Source organism: Rathayibacter sp. VKM Ac-2929 (assembly GCF_022815495.1).
Classification (GTDB): Bacteria; Actinomycetota; Actinomycetes; order Actinomycetales; family Microbacteriaceae; genus Rathayibacter; species Rathayibacter festucae.
In genome coordinates, this window is record NZ_JALGRV010000005.1 from 65218 (window position 1) to 81690 (window position 16473).

Here is a 16473-nt window from a genome sequence, read left to right on the forward strand (position 1 = left end):
CGGGTGCCCGCCTCCGACGCCTGCTCCGCCCTCGCCGACCGCGTCGACGCCCTCGCCGCCGCCTCGCCCCGCCCCCGCGTCCTGATCGCCGCGGTCGCGCGCGAGGTCGCCGGAATCCGGCCCTGGCCGCTCGGGCTGATCGACCTCGCCTCCGGCGGCAGCAACCGGATCCGCGGCCGCGGCTTCGCCCAGCCCTACGACGACGACACCCGCGGCCAGGCCCGGCACTTCGCCGGGGTGGCCGGCGCGACGCTGCGCCTCGGCGGCCCGATCGCGCACCTCCTGATGCGCACGGCCGGCGGCGATCACCGCGGCACCGCGGACGACCGCCTCACCGGGCGCGCGGTCGAGTGGAGCCGGCTGCTGCGGCACGGCGAGCTGCCGGTCGCCGAGGCCGGCGACTGGATCCGCCGGGAGATCTGCGCCTGCTGACGCGCGGGCGACCTCGCGCCGCGTGAGCCCCCCGCCCCCCTGCCTGCCTCCTCCCTCCTCCGATCGCCGCGCACCCGGGGCCGTCGGGGCCCCCGTGCCAGGCTGGTGACGACGAGAGGGGACGCGATGGACGCGCGCGAGCACGAGGTCCGCCGGCGGATGGACGCCCACGAGCTGTACGTCGACGCCGGCGAGGGCCTCGAGGCGCTCGAGGAGGAGCGGATCCGCGGCAAGGAGCTCGCCCACGCCTACAACGCGACCCGCCCCCGCGAGGTCGACGAGCGCCGGCGCCTGCTGCACGAGCTGTTCGAGGCGGTCGGCGAGGGCGCCTGGGTCGAGCCGCCGGTGAACGTCGCCTACGGCAACCGGGTCCGCCTGGGCGCGGACGTCTACGTGAACTTCGGGCTGACGCTCGTCGACGACGTCGAGGTCGTCATCGGCGACCGGGTGATGATCGCGCCGAACGTCACGATCAGCACCACCGGGCACCCCGTGCACCCGGAGCTGCGCCGCGACGGCACGCAGTTCTCGGCGCCGGTCGTGATCGAGGACGACGTCTGGATCGGCGCGGGCGCGATCCTGCTGCCCGGCGTGGTGATCGGCGCGGGCTCCGTGGTGGCGGCCGGCGCGGTCGTCACGGCGAGCGTGCCGCCGCTGGTCGTCGCGGGCGGCGTGCCGGCGCGGGTGCTGCGGCCGATCGGCGACGAGGACCGCTCCTGGGAGTGGCGGGCGCCGCGCACGCTCGGCTGATCAGGGGACGCGGGCCGGCCGACGGGGGCGTCGGACTCGGCCGGTAGGCTCCGCGGGTGACACGCACCCGACTGGTCCTGCTCGACGTCGACGGCACGCTCCTGGACGAGGGGGTCGTCGCGCCGTCGGTGCGCGAGGCGATCACCGGCGCCCGGAGCAACGGCCATCTCGTCCTCGTCGCGACCGGCCGCTCGCGTCCCGAGATCCCGCAGCAGGTCCTCGACCTCGGCTTCGACGGGGTCGTCTCGGCGGCCGGCGGCTTCGTCGAGCTCGACGGCGTCCTGCTCGAGTCGCGGACGATGGCGCCCGAGGACGTCGAGGCGATCGCCGGCTTCTTCGAGGCGCACCGGATCGCCTACTCGCTGCAGTCCTACGACGATGTCTTCACGAGCGGAGGGGTGGGCGGCGGCTACGGCACCGTCCCGACGGAGGGCATCGCCAAGGCGACCTTCTTCGGCGAGGACGGCACCGCCTTCGCCCTCGTCCGCGAGGGCCTCGGCGACCGCTTCCACGTGATCACCGGCACGATCCCGTCCCTCGGCGACGCCGGTGGCGAGGTCAGCGTCCGCGGCGTCGACAAGGGCAGCGCGCTGGTGCGACTGGCCGAGCGCCTCGGCCACCCGCTGGCCGACACGATGGCGATCGGCGACAGCTCGAACGACGTCGAGATGCTGGCGGCAGCGGGCCTGGGCATCGCGATGGGGAACGCCTCCGCCGCGGCCCTCGCCGCCGCCGACGAGGTCACCGCCTCCGTGCGCGAGGACGGCGTCCTGGCGGCGTTCCGGCGGCACGGCCTGCTCTGAGACCGGCGGGCTGCGCGCCCGTGACTTTGACAATCGTTATCAATAGTCGCTACCGTGTCAGCATCCCGACCGCCCCGCTCCAGACCCAGATCGGCTCACCCGTGAAGACCCGCTCCCTCGCCCTCGTCGCGCTGCTCGGCAGCACCGCGCTCGCCCTCTCGGCGTGCTCCGGCACGGCCTCCTCGACCGGCTCCTCCGGCGCGGAGGGCAAGGTCGCCGTCGTCGCGTCGACCGACGTCTACGGCGACCTGGTCCGGAGCATCGGCGGCGACATGGTCGACGTCACGAGCATCATCGACAGCCCGGACAAGGACCCGCACGAGTACGAGGCGACGGCCCGCGACCAGCTCGCCCTCTCGAACGCGGCGCTCGTGATCGAGAACGGCGGCGGCTACGACGCCTTCGTCGATACCATGATCGACGCCTCCGGCTCGACCGCCCCCGTGATCACCGCCACCGTCGTCGCCGGGCTCGAGGAGGAGCACGACCACGAGGACGAGGGCGCCGACGCCGATCACGACGAGGCCGGCCACGAGCACGCCGAGTACAACGAGCACGTCTGGTACGACCTGTCCGCCGTCCGGGAGATGGTCACGTCGATCGCCGACGAGCTGTCCACGATCGACGCGGACAACGCCGCGACCTACGCCGAGAACGCCGAGGCCCTCGGCGGCTCCCTCGACGCCCTGATCGACCGCGAGGCCGAGCTGAAGGGCACGCTCGGCGGCCGCTCGATCGCCATCACCGAGCCCGTCCCGCTCTACCTGACCGACGCGCTCGGCCTGGTCAACGCGACTCCGGAGGCGTTCAGCGAGGCGGTCGAGGAGGGCACCGACGTCCCCGCGACCACCCTGCAGGAGACGCTCGCCCTCTTCTCCGACGGCACCGTCGACGCGCTCGTCTTCAACGAGCAGACCGAGAGCTCGCAGACCCAGGCCGTGCTCGACGCGGCGGAGTCGGCCGGCGTCCCGACCGTCGGCGTCACCGAGACGCTGCCCGAGGGCGACGATTACGTGACCTGGATGACCGCCAACCTCGACGCCCTCGAGGGAGCCCTCTCGTCGTGACGCCACCCTCCTCGACCCCATCCGGTCCGTCGTCAGCGCCCGCCTCCTCGGAGGCGGGCCTTTCGGCGTCCGTGCTGCAGCTGCGCGGCGCCGGCCTGCGCTTCGGCGACCGCGAGCTCTGGGGCGGCGTCGACCTCGACGTGCGGGCCGGCGAGTTCGTCGCGGTGCTCGGCGCCAACGGCTCCGGCAAGACCAGCCTCCTCCGCGCGGTCCTCGGCCAGCAGCCGCTCAGCAGCGGCGAGCTGCGCGTCCTCGGCGAGCCCGTGCACCGCGGCAACCGCCGCATCGGCTACATCCCGCAGCAGAAGCTCGCCGACGAGGGGACCCCGCTGCGCGCCCGCGACCTGATCGGCCTCGGCATCGACGGCCACCGCTTCGGCCTGCCGCTGCCGTCGCGCTCGCGTCGCGCGCAGGTCGACGCTCTGCTCGCCTCCGTCGGCGCCACCGACTACGCCGACGCGCCGATCGGCAGCCTCTCCGGCGGCGAGCAGCAGCGCGTCCGGGTCGGCCAGGCGCTCGCCGGCGACCCGGCCCTGCTGCTCTGCGACGAGCCGCTGATCGCCCTCGACCTCGCGCACCAGCGCGCGGTCAGCGAGCTGATCGACCGGCACCGGCGCGAGCGGAACCTCGGCGTGCTCTTCGTCACCCACGACGTGAATCCGGTGCTCGGGATGGTCGACCGGGTGCTCTACCTGGCCGGCGGCCGCTTCCGGATCGGCACCCCCGACGAGGTGCTGCGCTCCGAGGTGCTCAGCGAGCTCTACGACGCGCCGGTCGACGTGATCCGCGCGCGCGGCCGCGTCATCGTGGTCGGCGCCCCCGACCACTCGCACGTGCACGAGCACGAGGAGGAGCGCGCATGACCGACGACGTCTGGTCGCAGATCTTCGACTTCTCCGATTACGGCGCGCTGCTCGCGCTGCTGCTGAACTCCGTGATCGCGGGCGCCGTCCTCGGCGTCGTCGGCGGGCTGATCGGCGTCTTCGTGATGTCGCGGGACATGGCCTTCGCCGTGCACGGGATCAGCGAGCTGTCCTTCGCAGGCGCCTCGGCCGGGCTGCTGCTCGGCGTCGGCGTGGTGCAGGGCTCGATCGTCGGCTCGCTGGTCGCGGCGCTGCTGATCGGGCTGCTCGGCTCGCGCGCCCGCGACCGCAACTCGATCATCGCCGTGCTGATGCCGTTCGGCCTGGGCCTCGGGATCCTCTGCCTCGCGCTGTACCCGGGGCGGAGCGCGAACAAGTTCGGCCTGCTCACCGGGCAGATCGTCGCGGTCGACGACCCGCAGCTGGGCTGGCTGATCGCGATCTCGGTCGTCGTCGTGATCGGGCTCGCGCTGATCTGGCGTCCGCTGACCTTCGCGAGCGTCGACGCCGACGTGGCGGCCGCGCGCGGCATCCCGACCCGGGCGCTCTCGATCGTGTTCATGCTGCTGCTCGGCCTCGCCGTGGCGGTGTCGGTGCAGATCGTCGGCTCGCTGCTGGTGCTCGCGATCCTGGTGACGCCCGCGGCCGCGGCGCTGCGGATCTCCGCGTCGCCGGTGCTCGTGCCGCTGCTCAGCGTGCTCTTCGCCGTCGGTGCGCTGGTCGGCGGGATCCTGCTCGCGCTCGGCGGCTCCGTGCCGATCAGCCCCTACGTGACCACGATCTCGTTCACGATCTACGTCGTCTGCCGGATCATCGGCCGCAAGGGCGTGCGGCGGCCCTCGCGCCGGCGCTCGCCGGTCGCGGTCGGGGCGGGGGTATAGCGTGGCGCGGGTCGTGAAACGGGAAGGCGGACCGGTGGTCAAGCGGAACACGTGGCAGCGCGAGGCCGTGCGCGAGGCGCTCACTCAGCGCGAGGACTTCGTCAGCGCCCAGGGGCTGCACAGCGCCCTGCACGCCTCGGGCTCGCCGATCGGCCTGGCGACGGTCTACCGCGCGCTGTCCGACCTCGCGGTCGAGGGCGAGGCCGACTCGCTGCAGTCGCCGGACGGCGAGAGCCTCTACCGCGCCTGCACCCCGGGCACCCACCACCACCACCTGATCTGCCGGCGCTGCGGGCTGACCGTCGAGATCGCCGCGGACGCGGTGGAGACCTGGGCGCACAGCGTCGCGGCGCAGAACGGCTTCACCGACGCGCACCACGTCGTGGACGTCTTCGGGCTGTGCGCGGAGTGCACGCGGGCGGTCGCCGCGGCGGAGTGACGCCGCCGGCCCCGGGCTCGAGGGTCCGGTCGCGGCTCAGGCCGGCAGGAAGATCCCGGCCGCCCGGTCCTTGACGACGGCGCCGGCCGGCAGCACCCGCCCGCTCATCGCGAGGTAGACGCCCGGCGGCAGCAGCTGCACCGCCGCGACGGCCGCGCCGAGGTTGAAGGCGGCGTCGCTGTCGCGCATCCGCGCGGGCTGCATCGCGCCGGTCAGCACGACGACCCGGTCGCGGACCGCGCCGAGCGCCTCGGCGGTGAGCGTCATCGTGTCGGTGCCGTGGGTGAGGACGATGCGGTCCTCCTCCGCCGAGAGCACGCGCTCGCGGATCAGCGCGCGGTCGGCGTCGTCGAGGTCGAGGCTGTCCTTCCGCAGGACCTCCTCGACGCGGAACTCGAGCGTCGACAGCACGGGCTCGAGCAGGCGCGGGATCGTCGGCGCCCCGATCTCGAGCTCGCCCGCGAGCGAGTACTCCTTGTCGATGGTTCCGCCGGTGGTGAGGACGAGGATGCGGTCTGACACCCGATCAGACTAGGCCGGGCCTCCGACACGGCACATCCGTGCGGTTCGGGCGCTGCCGGGCACTCCGGCCCGCTCGATCGGGAACGATGGGGGGATGGCCTCCTCCACTCCGTCCCTGATCCGCACCGGCGCCAAGGTCCTCCTCGGCTCCGCCCTCGTCTTCGCGGGCGTCAGTCACCTGACCCGCGCGCGCGAGGAGTTCCAGGCGCAGGTGCCGGAGTGGGTGCCGCTGGACAAGGACACGGTCGTGCTCGCGTCCGGCGTCGTGGAGATCGGCCTCGGCGCCTCGCTGGTGCTCGCGCGCCGCCGGGCGCCGCTGGTGGGCGCGGCGGCGGCCGCCTTCTTCACCGCGATCTTCCCGGGCAACGTCTCGCAGTACCTCACGAAGACCAGCGCGTTCGGCCTCGACACCGATCGCAAGCGTGCCGTCCGGCTGGTCTTCCAGCCGCTGCTGGTGGCCTGGGCGCTCTGGTCGACGCGCCGGCCGCAGCGCTGATCGGCGCTGCTCCCGCAGAACATCGGCTGAGAGCACGTCTCATCGCCGATCGCCGATGACGCGGCCTCTCAGCTGATGTTCTGCTCGCCGTCCGGCTCCAGCAGCGGTGCCAGCAGCTCCTCGATCGCTCGCCGGGCCCCCGCGGCGTCGCCCGCGGCGATCGACTCGACCAGCAGGGAGTGCTCGCGGGCGTGCCGGTCCTCCTCGCCGACGACGTCGTCCTGCAGCACCGTCTCGAAGAGGCCGGTCAGCCCGTCGTAGAGCTCGAGGAACAGCGCGTTGTGCGTGGCGGCGACGACCGCGCGGTGCAGCGCGGTGTCGGTCGCGGTCCGCTCGGCGAGGTCGTGTCCCTCCCAGGAGCGGGTGCGCGCGGCGAGCAGCGCCTGCAGCGTCTCGACGTCCTCCGCGGTCCGGCGCTCGGCCGCGAGGGCCGCGGTCGCCCCGTCGATCGCGAAGCGCAGCTCCAGGCCGTCGCGCCGCTCGGCGCTCGGCAGCCGCCTCCGGAGCGACGTGGTGAGCTGCGAGCGCGCGATCACGAAGGTGCCGCGCCCCTGCTCCCGCCGCACCAGCCCCGACTGCACGAGCGTCTGCACCGCCTCGCGCACGGAGTTCCGCCCGGCGCCGCTCCAGCGCACCAGCTCCGGCTCCGTCGGGATCCGCGCGCCGACGGCCCACCGGCCGGAGCGGATCTCCTCGTGGAAGAGCGCCGTGACGTGGTCGATGACGCTCTCGCGGCGGAACGGCTCCGGTGTGCGGAGGTCGACCGATCGGGGCTCCGGCGCGCTAGGCTCGGTGGGATTCATCCCATCATCCTACCCAGGGCAGGCCGCCATGACGTCCACCGTCGTCACCCCGCAGAGGACCGCGCTCCTCGCACTCGCCGCGATCGTGATGACGGCGCTCAACCTCCGGACGGCCGTCACCGGCTTCAGCCCGCTGCTCGAGACGATCGGCGCCGACCTCGGCTTCGGCCCCTCGCTCTACGGCGCGTTCGGCACCATCGTCACCGCGTCCTTCGCCGTCTTCGGCGTGGTCGCCGCCGCGGCCGCCCGCCGCTTCGGCCTCGAGCGCACGCTCGCCGTCGCGACGCTGATGACCACCGCGGGCCTGGTGCTCCGTGCGCTGAGCCCGAGCCCGCTCGCGCTGGTGCTCTCCTCCGTCGTCGCCTTCGCCGGAGTGGGCACCTCGAACGTCCTGATCGTGCCGATCGTGAAGCGCTACTTCGCCGACCGGCTGAAGACCATCAGCTCGCTCTACCTCGCGCTGCTGCAGACCGGCCAGTTCGTCGCCCCGCTGGTCGCCGTCCCGCTCGCCTCGGCCCTCGACTGGCGCTTCGCCGTCGGCGTCTGGGCGGCGCTGACCGCCGTCGCCTGCCTGCTCTGGGCGGCGCTCGCCCGGCGCAGGGAGGCCGGCACCGCCGCGGCCGCCGCGCCCACCCGGCTCGCCGGCGCCTGGCGCACCCGCCTGCTCTGGGCGATGGTGCTGATGCTCGGGATGACCGCGCTGAACACCTACGCGATCATCACCTGGCTGCCGACGATCCTCGTCGACGCCGGCGCGGACCCGGCCCAGGGCGGGGCGCTGCTCGCCCTCTTCTCGATCTTCGGCCTCGGCGCGGCCTTCGTCGTCCCGCCGCTGACCCTCGGGATGCGGAACCCCTCGATCGTGGTCGTCGTCTGCGTCGCGCTGCTCGCCGTCGGCTACGTCGGCCTGCTGGTCGCGCCGCTGGCCGGCGCCGTCGCCTGGGTGGTCTGCCTGGGTCTGGGCGTCAGCACCTTCCCGATGACGCTCACGCTCGTCAACGCCCGGACCCGCAGCACGGCCGGCTCCTCGGTGCTCTCCGGGGCGACGCAGGGCCTCGGCTACGCGCTCGCCTGCGCCGGGCCGCTGCTGATCGGCCTGCTCTACGAGGCGCAGGGGAGCTGGACCGGCTCGTACGTCCTGCTGCTGGCGAGCCTCGTGGTGCTGCTGCTCAGCGGACTCGCGGCGAGCCGGCCGCGCTTCCTCGAGGACGAGGCCGCGGCGCGCTGACCTCCGCGAGCTCCACCTCCGCCGGCTCCACCTCCGCCAGCGCCAGCGCCGCGATCACCCGGCTCAGCCCGAAGCGCCAGGCGCTCTCGACGTCGCCGCCGAGGGTGAACGCCCCGTTGATCTCCATCCCGATGAAGCCGGTGCTCCAGGCGGTGAGGGTGCGCGCGGCCTCGAGCGCGTGCTCCTGGCCCGCGAGCCCGGCGGCGACGCGGAGGACGGAGGCGCTCGCCGCGTCCCGGAACTGCTGCCGGGCCACCGGGGTACCGGGCGCCGGCGCCATCACCAGGAGGAAGGCGGCGGGCCGCTCGCGGCCGAACGCGCGGAAGGCGCCGGCGAGCTCGGCGGCGTCCTCGATCGGCTCGACGCGCGCGGCGAGCTCGCCCAGCGTCGCCTCGGCGACCAGGCGCAGCAGGGGGTCGCGGCCCTCGACCCGCTTGTAGAGCGAGGGGGCGCGCACGCCGACGCGCTGCGCGACGGCCTGCATCGTCACGCCGGCGAGCCCCTCCTCCTCCAGGATCTGGGCGGCGGCGCGGACGATCGCGTCGAGGGAGGTGCGCTCGGGAGTGGGCATGCTCTCCACTATAGCTATTGACAGTAGCCATGATGGCTAGGTACCGTAGCCATCATGGAACTCGCCCCCCACCTCCGCCGCATCGGCTCGGACATCGTCGCCGCCTACCTCGTCCACACGCCCGAGGGCGTGACCCTCATCGACGCCGGCCTGCCCCGGCTCTGGCCCGAGCTGCTCGCCGAGCTGGCGGCGATCGGCCGCTCCGTCGACGACGTCAGGGGAGTCGTGCTCACCCACGGCGACTCCGACCACATCGGCTTCGCCGAGCGGCTCCGGCGCGAGCACGGCGTGCCCGTCTTCGTGCACGAGGCCGACGCCGAGCGCGCGAAGGGCGGGAAGAAGCCCGCGAACGGGAAGCAGTCGATGAAGATCGGCGCACTGGTCGGCTTCCTCGGCTACTTCCTGCGGAAGGGCGGCGCGCGCGTGCCCCCGCTGACCGAGGTCGTGACGGTGCGGGACGGCGAGACGCTCGACCTCCCGGGTGCTCCGCGGATCATCGGACTGCCCGGCCACTCCGCCGGCAGCATCGCGGTGCACGTGCCGATCGCCGACGCCGTGTTCGTCGGCGACGGCCTCACGACGCGCCACGTGCTGACCGGCGCGACCGGGCCGGCTCCCGCGCCGTTCACCGACGAGCCGGAGCAGGCGCTCGCCTCGCTGCAGCACCTGCTGCCCACCGGTGCCACCTGGGTGCTGCCCGGCCACGGCGCGCCGTGGGGCGGGGGAGTGGCGGCCGCGGTGGCGGCGGCGACCCGCGCCTAGGCGGAGCGCGCGGGGGCGTGTCGAGCGGCGGAGCCGCTTCGCGTCCCGGTGGTGAGAAAGAGGACGCGGAGACGGCTCACTTCATGCTGGTCGAGTAGCCCCGCAGGGGCGTATCGAGACCCGACGTCCCCAGCAGGGCGGGTCTGCAGACTCAGCTTCTGACGCAGGTGGATCTCGATACGTCCGCTGCGCGGCCTACTCGATCAGCATGCGCTTCCCCCTGCCCGCGAGGTGATCGCCGGAGGCGCCCCCTCCGCTCGCTAGGACGCGGGGACCAGGTTCCAGCGCGCCGTCAGCAGCTCGACGCCCTTGTCGAACGTCGTCGACCACGCCGTCGCGTCGTGCGCGCTGTCCGGCACCTCGAGGTAGGTGGTGTCCATCCCGGCGGCCTGCGCGGCGGCGTGCAGGGTCTGCACTCCGGCGAGGAACGAGGTGTCGTTCGCGCCGACGCCGAAGACCGCGAACGAGTCCTTGTAGGGCGCGTTCTTCGCGAGGATCGCCGCGGGCTTGGCCGCCTCGTACGCCGCCGCGTCGCCGCCGAAGCCCTGCTGGATGGTGGTCGCGTCGTCGCCGAGCGTCGGGGCGAGCTCGCCGGACGCGTCGACGATGTTGCCGAAGAGCTGCGGGTAGCCGGCGCCGAGCTGGATCGCGCAGGTGCCGCCCTGCGAGAGGCCGCCGATCGCCCAGTCGTGCGCGTCGCCGAGGACCGGGAGGTTGGCGCGGATCCAGTTCGGCACGTCGACGGTGAGGTAGGTCGCTGACTTCCCGAGCGGCGAGTCGACGCACATCGGGTTCGCCGTCGGGTCGCCGAGCTGGTCGGGCGAGACCACGATCGGCGCGAGGCCGGCGTGCGCGGCCGCGTAGGTGTCCAGGGTCTGCTGCAGGTGCTCGACGGCGAGCGGGTCGGACGGCGAGCCCGGCTGGCCGGAGAGCATCACCATCACGGGCAGCAGCGGCGGGTTCTCGGTCAGCGCGGCCGGCGGGAGGTAGACGACGGCGTCGCGGGCGGGGAAGCCGGACTGCGTCGCGGGGATCGCCACGTTCGTGACGCTGCCCGCGGTCGGCATGCCCGCCGGGGCGGTCCAGGTGTCGAGCGAGGCGTGGTCGCCGGCGGGTGTCGCGATCGGCTCGGCCACCGTCGGGTAGGCGCTGATGCCGAGGAGGCTGCGGACGGTGGGGTACTGGCCGAAGTCGATGTTGACGGTCATCGCCGCGGTCGCCACGACGAGGACCCCGACGAGCGCCGAGGCCAGCACCCGCCGTCTGCGCCGGTGCGCGAGGGCGTGGCCGAGGGCGAGCAGCGCCACGGCGAGTCCGCCCAGGCCGAGCCCGATCCAGACGCGGGTGACGGGCGTGAAGTCGACGCCGAAGGGGCCGCCGGTGCCGCCGAGTAGACCGCCGAGCGCCCAGCCGACCAGCAGGCCGAGGAGCAGGACCGCCGCTGCCAGCGCCAGGCGGCGGCGGCGTCCGCGGCGGGCCGAGCGCGCGAAGGCGAGGACCAGCAGGAGCAGGGCGAGACCCGAGACCGCGTAGACGGCGATCACCACCGGACCGGAGACGAGGCTGAGCCCGAGGAGTGTGTTCATGGGGTCGATCCGGTCGTCGAGGGGCGGGGTCGCGCGGGGCGCGGCGGCGGTCAGTCTGGCGCCGACGTCTGGGTGCGCTCTGGATGATCGCTGGACGGATCGAGAGGCTGGCGGGGCTCCTCCCCAGCCGCTCGTTCTGCGATGCTCCCACCGACCGGGCGCAACCCCGCGCGGCGCGCCTCCGCCGCCGCCTACCGTGGAGATGCAGCAAGCCGCCTCCGGCGCCCTCACGAAGGAGCTCGACCATGACGCAGAACCCCCGCACCCCCGCCTCCGGAGCCCGCGCATGAGCCGCGGCGTCGCCGTCGTCACCGGTGGCACCGCCGGTCTCGGCCGCGCCACCGTCCGCGAGCTGGCCTCGCGCGGCTGGGACGTCGCCGTGCTCGCCCGCGGTGAGGACGGACTCGCGGCCACTCTGGCCGAGATCGAGCAGGCCGGCCGCCGTGGTCTGACCATCCCGACCGACGTCGCCGACCGCGAGGCGGTCGAGTCGGCGGCCGACCGCATCGAGGCCGAGCTCGGGCCGATCGAGCTCTGGGTCAACGACGCGATGGTCGGCGTCTTCGGCGAGTTCCTCTCGACCGACCCGGCCGACTTCGAGCGCGCCGTCGCGGTGAACTTCTTCGGCTTCGTCAACGGCACCCGCGCGGCGCTCTCGCGGATGACTCCGCGCGGCCGCGGCCACGTCATCCAGGTCGGCTCGGCGCTCGCGCACCGGGGCATCCCGCTCCAGGCCGCGTACTGCGCCTCGAAGTTCGGCGCCCGCGGCTTCACCGAGGCGGTCACCGCCGAGCTCCTGCACTCCAAGAGCAGGATCAAGCTGTCCGAGGTCGACATGCCGGCGCTCAACACCATCCAGTTCAACTGGGTGAAGTCGCAGCTGCCGCACCACCCGCAGCCGGTGCCGCCGATCTACGAGCCCGAGGTCGGCGCGATCGCGATCGCCGACGTCGCCGACAAGCCGCGCCGCCGCACCTGGGTCGGCGAGCCGACCGCGGGCACCATCCTGGGCGACCGCTTCGCCGGCGCCTTCATGGACTGGTACCTGGCCCGCAGCGCCTTCGACGGACAGCAGGCGCCGGACAAGAAGGAGCCGATGCTCCCGAACAACGTCTACGAGCCGGTCCCGGGCGACCACGGCGCCCGCGGCCTCTTCAGCGACCGCGCGCACACGATGACGCCGCAGATCTGGATGATCCGCCACCGCGCCGCGAGCTACGCCGGTGCGGCCGTGCTCGGCGCGGCCGGCCTGGTCGGCGCGGTCGCGGCCCTGCGGAGGAAGTGACGTGGTCGACGCCGTCGTCGTCGGCTCCGGCCCCAACGGGCTCTCCGCCGCGGTCACCCTCGCCCGCGCCGGGCTCTCGGTCGCGGTCTACGAGCGCAACGAGACCCTGGGCGGCGGCGCTCGGACCGCCAAGCTGACGCTGCCCGGCTTCCACCACGACATCGGCTCGGCCGTGCACCCGATGGCGCTCGCCTCCGGGTTCTTCCGCCGGTTCCAGCTCGACCGGCGGATCGACCTGCGGCTGCCCGAGATCTCCTACGCGCACCCGCTCGACGGCGGCCGCTCGGGCATCGCCTACCGCGACCTCGAGCGGACCGCCGCGGCGCTGGGGCGCGACGGTGCGGCGTGGCGCTCCCTGATGGGTCCGCTCGCGGAGCGCGCCGACCGCGTCGCGGGCTTCACCAACGACGCCCTGCTGAAGATCCCGACCGACCCCTCGGTGCTGCTCCGCTTCGGCCTGCGCGTGCTCGAGCAGGGCTCGCCGCTCTGGAACGCGCGGTTCCGCGAGGAGGTCGCGCCCGCCATGTTCGCGGGGGTCGCGGCGCACGCGATCCGGCCGATGCCGAGTCCGTCCACGGCCGCCGCGGCGCTCGCGCTCGGCTCCTACGCGCACGCGCGCGGCTGGCCGGTGCCGATCGGCGGCAGCCAGGCGATCGTCGACGCGATGGCGGACGACCTCCGCGCTCACGGCGGCACCATCGAGACCGGAGTGGAGATCACCTCGCTCTCCCAGCTGCCGAGCGCGCGCGCCGTGCTGCTCGATCTCACGCCGAGGGCGCTCCTCGCGCTCGCCGGCGACCGCCTGCCCGGCCCGTACGCGTCGGCGCTGGCGATGTTCCGCTACGGCAACGGCGTCGCCAAGGTCGACTTCGCGCTCGACGGACCCGTCCCCTGGACCGACCCGGAGCTCGCCGGGGCCGGCACCCTGCACGTCGGCGGCACCCGCGCCGAGATCGCCGCGGCCGAGCGCGACGTCGTCCAGGGACGGCACAGCGAGAACCCGTACGTGCTCGTGGCGCAGCCCTCGGTGCTGGACCCGACCCGCGCGCCGGAGGGCAAGCAGGTCCTCTGGGCGTACACGCACGTGCCGCGCGACTCGCCGGCGCACCAGCGCGAGGCGATCACCGCCCAGATCGAGCGTTTCGCCCCGGGCTTCCGCGACCGCGTCCTCGCCGTGTCCTCGATGACGGCCCGCGACATGCAGGCCTGGAATCCCAACTACATCGGCGGCGACATCGCGGCCGGAGCGGCGAGCGTCGCGCAGCTGCTCTCGCGGCCGATCCCCTCCTCCGACCCGTGGCGCACGCCCGCGAAGGGGCTCTACCTCTGCTCGTCCTCGACGCCGCCCGGCCCGGGCGTGCACGGGATGGCCGGCTGGCACGCCGCCCGCAGCGCGCTCCGGCACGAGTTCGGGATCCGGCGGGCGCCCGATCTGTCGCCCTCACCCGATCGGACCCGCTCGTCCGATCTGGCACCCTGAGGGTCGGGCGGCACGACCCGCCCGACCCCGCCCTCACGACTAGGAGCCCGCGATGTCCCGCAACACCCGCGTCTTCCACTGCCCGCCCGAGTCCGTCTTCGCCGTCTTCGCGTCCGGCTGGCTCTTCCCCTCGTGGGTCGTCGGCTCGTCCCGGATGCGCCGGGTCGGCCGCGACTGGCCGCACGTCGGCTCGAAGCTGCACCACTCCTTCGGCGTCTGGCCGCTGGTGATCGACGACGAGACGACGGTCCTGGAGTGGGACCCGTCGAGCCGCTTCATCATCCAGGCGGCCGGCTGGCCGATGGGCGAGGCGCGCGTCCGCCTCGAGGTGGAGCCGCACCGCGACGGCTGCAGGGTCCGCATCCACGAGACGGCGGTGAAGGGCCCCGGCACGCTCATCCCGAAGCCGCTGCTGCACTCGTTCCTCTGGGTGCGCAACATCGAGACCCTGCGCCGGCTCGCGCACATGGCGGAGGCGGGCGCCAACGGCCGCACCCTGCCGCCGGCAGCGCTGGCCTCGCCGAAGGACCGCGCGGGGCTCGACTCGCCGAAGCACGTCCTGCCGCGGCTGCTCGGAACCGTCGCCTCGATCGCCGTCGGCTCCCTCGCCCTGCGGGCCGCCCTGGCCGTCGCGCGCCGCGCCCGGAGCTGAGGTACGGGGCGGCTCCCGGGAGCCGCCCCGCCCCGGTCAGACGATGCGCTCGACGAGCCGGACGTGGTGCACGGCCACGCGGGTCGGCTCGCCGGCGAAGGCGGCCTCGCGCTCAGGAGAGGCGAGGTAGGCCTTCTCGATCTCGGCGAACGCCTCCGCGTCGCCCGGAGTGCTGACGGCCCAGACGAACTCGTTCACCTCGCGGTCGGCGAAGGCGAACTCGATCGTGAAGCCGTGCGCGGCGCGGGCGGGGACGATCTTCGCGCGGTACCAGGCCAGGAAGTCGTCCATCACCCCGTCGACGAGCTCGTAGCGGCGGAGCTGGACGGTGCGGTTCTCGGAGGCGCTCATGCCCTCGACGGTACCGGGCCGAGTCGTGCCGGGCTGCGCGCTACGCTCGCCCTTGTCGTCCCGGCGCCCGCCCCGCCGCACCCGTCCCCGCAGGAGGCCGCCCTGGATCCCCGCCGTCAGCGCGCGATCGCCCTCCTCGTCGCGGGCTGCTTCTTCATGGAGAACCTGGACGCGACGATCGTCACCACCGCGGCGCCCGCGATCGGCGCCGACCTGGGCGTCGACTCCGCCGCCGTCGCGATCACCGTCACCGCGTTCCTGCTCACCGTCGCGGTGCTGATCCCCGCCTCCGGCTGGCTGAGCGAGCGCTTCGGCGTGCGCCGGGTCTTCACGACCGCGATCGCGGTGTTCACGCTCGCGTCGCTGCTCTGCGCGCTCAGCCCGACCCTGCCGCTGCTCGTGGCGGCCCGCGTGCTGCAGGGCGTCGGCGGCGCGCTGATGGTGCCGGTCGGCCGGCTCGCGGTGCTGCGCGTGACGCCGCGGGAGGGGATCATCCGCGCCATCGCGATCCTGGTCTGGCCGGGCCTGGTCGCGCCGATCCTGGCGCCGTTCCTCGGCGGGCTGCTGACGACCTACGCCTCCTGGCACTGGATCTTCCTGATCAACCTGCCGCTGGGCGTCGTCGCCTTCGTGATCGCGCGGCGGATCATCCCGGCCGGCGTCGAGGCCTCACCGCCTCCGCTGGACGTCGTCGGCCTGCTCCTGGTCGCGGTCGGACTCGGCGCGCTGGTCGGCGCGACCGGCTTCGTGACCGGAAGCGGCTCGGACACCGTCGCGCTCGGCCTGGCCGTGACCGGCGCCCTCGTCACCGCCGTCGCGGTGCGGCACCTGCGCCGCACGCCGCACCCGCTCGTGCCGCTGGACGCCTTCCGCTTCTCGACGTTCCGGGTGGCGAACGCGAGCGGCTCGCTCTACCGGGCGACGATCAACGCGGTGCCGTTCCTGCTGCCGCTGCTCTTCCAGGACGCCTTCGGCTGGAACGCGGTGCAGGCCGGCTCGATCGTGCTCGCGCTCTTCGTCGGCAATCTGGCGATCAAGCCGGCGACGACCTGGCTCCTGCACACGGTCGGCTTCCGCGGGGTGCTCGTCGCGGCGAACGTCGTCGGCATCGCCTGCATGGTCGCGATGGCGTTCCTCGATCCCGGTGTGCCCGTCCCGCTGATCGTGGCGCTGCTGGTGCTCAGCGGTGTCGCGCGCTCGGCCGGCTTCACCGCCTACAACACGGTCACCTTCGCCGAGGTGGCGCCCGAGGGGATGTCGGGCGCGAACACCCTCAGCGCGACGACTCAGCAGATCGCCGCGGGCTTCGGCGTCGCCGCCGGCGGCATCGCGCTGGCCGCGGGTGCCGCGTTCGGCCCCGGCCTCGTCCCCTACCGCTTCGCCTTCCTGACGCTGGCCGTCCTGACCCTCGTCCCCCTGATCGCCGCCGCCCGCCTCCCCCACGACTCCGGCAGCACCCTCACGCGCTGACCCCTCCCGCGAGATGCCACTTGTGTGCTCGT

The 16473-nt window shown here is 74.1% G+C and carries 19 protein-coding genes; 14 read left to right on the forward strand and 5 right to left on the reverse strand.

Translation table 11 applies throughout. The annotated features are described in order from the left end of the window. Positions 1-3 precede the first annotated feature (3 nt). The 7 genes from MT355_RS16025 to MT355_RS16055 all read left to right on the forward strand — a co-directional run bounded on the left by MT355_RS16025 (position 4) and on the right by MT355_RS16055 (position 5235). On the forward strand, positions 4-432 hold the full coding sequence (locus MT355_RS16025; RefSeq protein WP_243600338.1) for a hypothetical protein: 429 nt from the start codon (positions 4-6) through the stop codon (positions 430-432). 126 nt (positions 433-558) lie between these two features. Further along, complete coding sequence (locus MT355_RS16030; protein WP_243600339.1) at positions 559-1182, forward strand: DapH/DapD/GlmU-related protein; 624 nt, start codon at positions 559-561, stop codon at positions 1180-1182. A gap of 56 nt (positions 1183-1238) precedes the next feature. Next, positions 1239-1985, forward strand: a complete 747-nt coding sequence (locus MT355_RS16035) for an HAD hydrolase family protein (RefSeq protein WP_123701422.1) — start codon at positions 1239-1241, stop codon at positions 1983-1985. Between the two features lie 101 nt (positions 1986-2086). Continuing rightward, positions 2087-3052 carry a metal ABC transporter solute-binding protein, Zn/Mn family gene (locus tag MT355_RS16040; protein ID WP_243600340.1) on the forward strand — a complete coding sequence of 322 codons (966 nt, stop codon included), beginning with the start codon at positions 2087-2089 and terminating at the stop codon, positions 3050-3052. Positions 3053-3123: 71 nt separating this feature from the next. Then, positions 3124-3915, forward strand: a complete 792-nt coding sequence (locus MT355_RS16045; RefSeq protein WP_243587249.1) for a metal ABC transporter ATP-binding protein — start codon at positions 3124-3126, stop codon at positions 3913-3915. Beyond that, positions 3912-4796 carry a metal ABC transporter permease gene (locus MT355_RS16050; protein WP_243600341.1) on the forward strand — a complete coding sequence of 295 codons (885 nt, stop codon included), beginning with the start codon at positions 3912-3914 and terminating at the stop codon, positions 4794-4796. Before MT355_RS16045 ends, MT355_RS16050 begins: the two co-directional genes overlap by 4 nt. Before the next feature lie 34 nt (positions 4797-4830). Next, a complete protein-coding gene (locus MT355_RS16055; protein ID WP_123734752.1) occupies positions 4831-5235 on the forward strand; it encodes a Fur family transcriptional regulator in 405 nt (134 codons plus the stop codon). A gap of 36 nt (positions 5236-5271) precedes the next feature. Here the strand turns inward: MT355_RS16055 and MT355_RS16060 are convergent, their stop codons facing one another. Continuing rightward, a complete protein-coding gene (locus tag MT355_RS16060; protein ID WP_123444686.1) occupies positions 5272-5757 on the reverse strand; it encodes an asparaginase domain-containing protein in 486 nt (161 codons plus the stop codon). Between the two features lie 94 nt (positions 5758-5851). On the opposite strand from MT355_RS16060, the gene MT355_RS16065 reads away from it, so the two are divergent. Continuing rightward, positions 5852-6253, forward strand: coding sequence for a hypothetical protein (locus MT355_RS16065; protein WP_243600342.1), 402 nt, complete (start codon positions 5852-5854; stop codon positions 6251-6253). Positions 6254-6321: 68 nt separating this feature from the next. On the opposite strand, the gene MT355_RS16070 is transcribed toward MT355_RS16065, so the two are convergent. Next, positions 6322-7056 (reverse strand): FadR/GntR family transcriptional regulator, encoded by a 735-nt coding sequence (locus tag MT355_RS16070; RefSeq protein WP_243600343.1) that lies wholly within the window; start codon positions 7054-7056, stop codon positions 6322-6324. A gap of 28 nt (positions 7057-7084) precedes the next feature. Between MT355_RS16070 and MT355_RS16075 the strand changes: the two genes are divergently transcribed. Beyond that, entirely contained in the window at positions 7085-8284 is a 1200-nt protein-coding gene (locus MT355_RS16075; protein WP_243600344.1) for a CynX/NimT family MFS transporter, read from the forward strand. Here MT355_RS16075 and MT355_RS16080 read toward each other — a convergent pair. Then, complete coding sequence (locus MT355_RS16080; RefSeq protein ID WP_243600345.1) at positions 8226-8855, reverse strand: TetR/AcrR family transcriptional regulator; 630 nt, start codon at positions 8853-8855, stop codon at positions 8226-8228. The genes MT355_RS16075 and MT355_RS16080 overlap by 59 nt on opposite strands. A 54-nt stretch (positions 8856-8909) precedes the next feature. On the opposite strand from MT355_RS16080, the gene MT355_RS16085 reads away from it, so the two are divergent. Beyond that, positions 8910-9617, forward strand: a complete 708-nt coding sequence (locus tag MT355_RS16085) for an MBL fold metallo-hydrolase (RefSeq protein WP_243600346.1) — start codon at positions 8910-8912, stop codon at positions 9615-9617. Between the two features lie 260 nt (positions 9618-9877). Here the strand turns inward: MT355_RS16085 and MT355_RS16090 are convergent, their stop codons facing one another. Next, positions 9878-11203: an esterase family protein gene (locus tag MT355_RS16090; RefSeq protein ID WP_123734761.1), complete on the reverse strand. Its 1326-nt coding sequence runs from the start codon at positions 11201-11203 to the stop codon at positions 9878-9880. Between the two features lie 286 nt (positions 11204-11489). Between MT355_RS16090 and MT355_RS16095 the strand changes: the two genes are divergently transcribed. The 3 genes from MT355_RS16095 to MT355_RS16105 are packed head-to-tail and all read left to right on the forward strand — an operon-like array spanning position 11490 to position 14620. Continuing rightward, a complete protein-coding gene (locus MT355_RS16095) occupies positions 11490-12488 on the forward strand; it encodes an SDR family oxidoreductase (protein WP_123734762.1) in 999 nt (332 codons plus the stop codon). Between the two features lies 1 nt (position 12489). Continuing rightward, a complete protein-coding gene (locus tag MT355_RS16100) occupies positions 12490-13968 on the forward strand; it encodes an NAD(P)/FAD-dependent oxidoreductase (protein WP_243600347.1) in 1479 nt (492 codons plus the stop codon). Between the two features lie 52 nt (positions 13969-14020). Then, positions 14021-14620, forward strand: a complete 600-nt coding sequence (locus MT355_RS16105; protein WP_243600348.1) for an SRPBCC family protein — start codon at positions 14021-14023, stop codon at positions 14618-14620. A 36-nt stretch (positions 14621-14656) separates the two neighbouring features. Here MT355_RS16105 and MT355_RS16110 read toward each other — a convergent pair whose 3' ends face one another. Then, complete coding sequence (locus tag MT355_RS16110) at positions 14657-14971, reverse strand: hypothetical protein (RefSeq protein WP_243600349.1); 315 nt, start codon at positions 14969-14971, stop codon at positions 14657-14659. A gap of 126 nt (positions 14972-15097) precedes the next feature. Here MT355_RS16110 and MT355_RS16115 point away from each other — a divergent pair, with 126 nt between their 5' ends. Then, positions 15098-16441, forward strand: coding sequence for an MFS transporter (locus MT355_RS16115; RefSeq protein WP_308197438.1), 1344 nt, complete (start codon positions 15098-15100; stop codon positions 16439-16441). Positions 16442-16473: the final 32 nt, after the last annotated feature.

What these genes read in the sequence shown, in the direction of transcription:
- MT355_RS16030 (WP_243600339.1), top strand. Translation starts at nt 559, where the DNA reads ATGGACGCGCGCGAGCACGAGGTCCGCCGGCGGATGGACGCCCACGAG.
- MT355_RS16050 (WP_243600341.1), top strand. Translation starts at nt 3,912, where the DNA reads ATGACCGACGACGTCTGGTCGCAGATCTTCGACTTCTCCGATTACGGC.
- MT355_RS16065 (WP_243600342.1), top strand. Translation starts at nt 5,852, where the DNA reads ATGGCCTCCTCCACTCCGTCCCTGATCCGCACCGGCGCCAAGGTCCTC.
- MT355_RS16070 (WP_243600343.1), bottom strand. Translation starts at nt 7,056, where the DNA reads ATGAATCCCACCGAGCCTAGCGCGCCGGAGCCCCGATCGGTCGACCTC.
- MT355_RS16075 (WP_243600344.1), top strand. Translation starts at nt 7,085, where the DNA reads ATGACGTCCACCGTCGTCACCCCGCAGAGGACCGCGCTCCTCGCACTC.
- MT355_RS16080 (WP_243600345.1), bottom strand. Translation starts at nt 8,855, where the DNA reads ATGCCCACTCCCGAGCGCACCTCCCTCGACGCGATCGTCCGCGCCGCC.
- MT355_RS16085 (WP_243600346.1), top strand. Translation starts at nt 8,910, where the DNA reads ATGGAACTCGCCCCCCACCTCCGCCGCATCGGCTCGGACATCGTCGCC.
- MT355_RS16090 (WP_123734761.1), bottom strand. Translation starts at nt 11,203, where the DNA reads ATGAACACACTCCTCGGGCTCAGCCTCGTCTCCGGTCCGGTGGTGATC.
- MT355_RS16095 (WP_123734762.1), top strand. Translation starts at nt 11,490, where the DNA reads ATGAGCCGCGGCGTCGCCGTCGTCACCGGTGGCACCGCCGGTCTCGGC.
- MT355_RS16105 (WP_243600348.1), top strand. Translation starts at nt 14,021, where the DNA reads ATGTCCCGCAACACCCGCGTCTTCCACTGCCCGCCCGAGTCCGTCTTC.
- MT355_RS16110 (WP_243600349.1), bottom strand. Translation starts at nt 14,971, where the DNA reads ATGAGCGCCTCCGAGAACCGCACCGTCCAGCTCCGCCGCTACGAGCTC.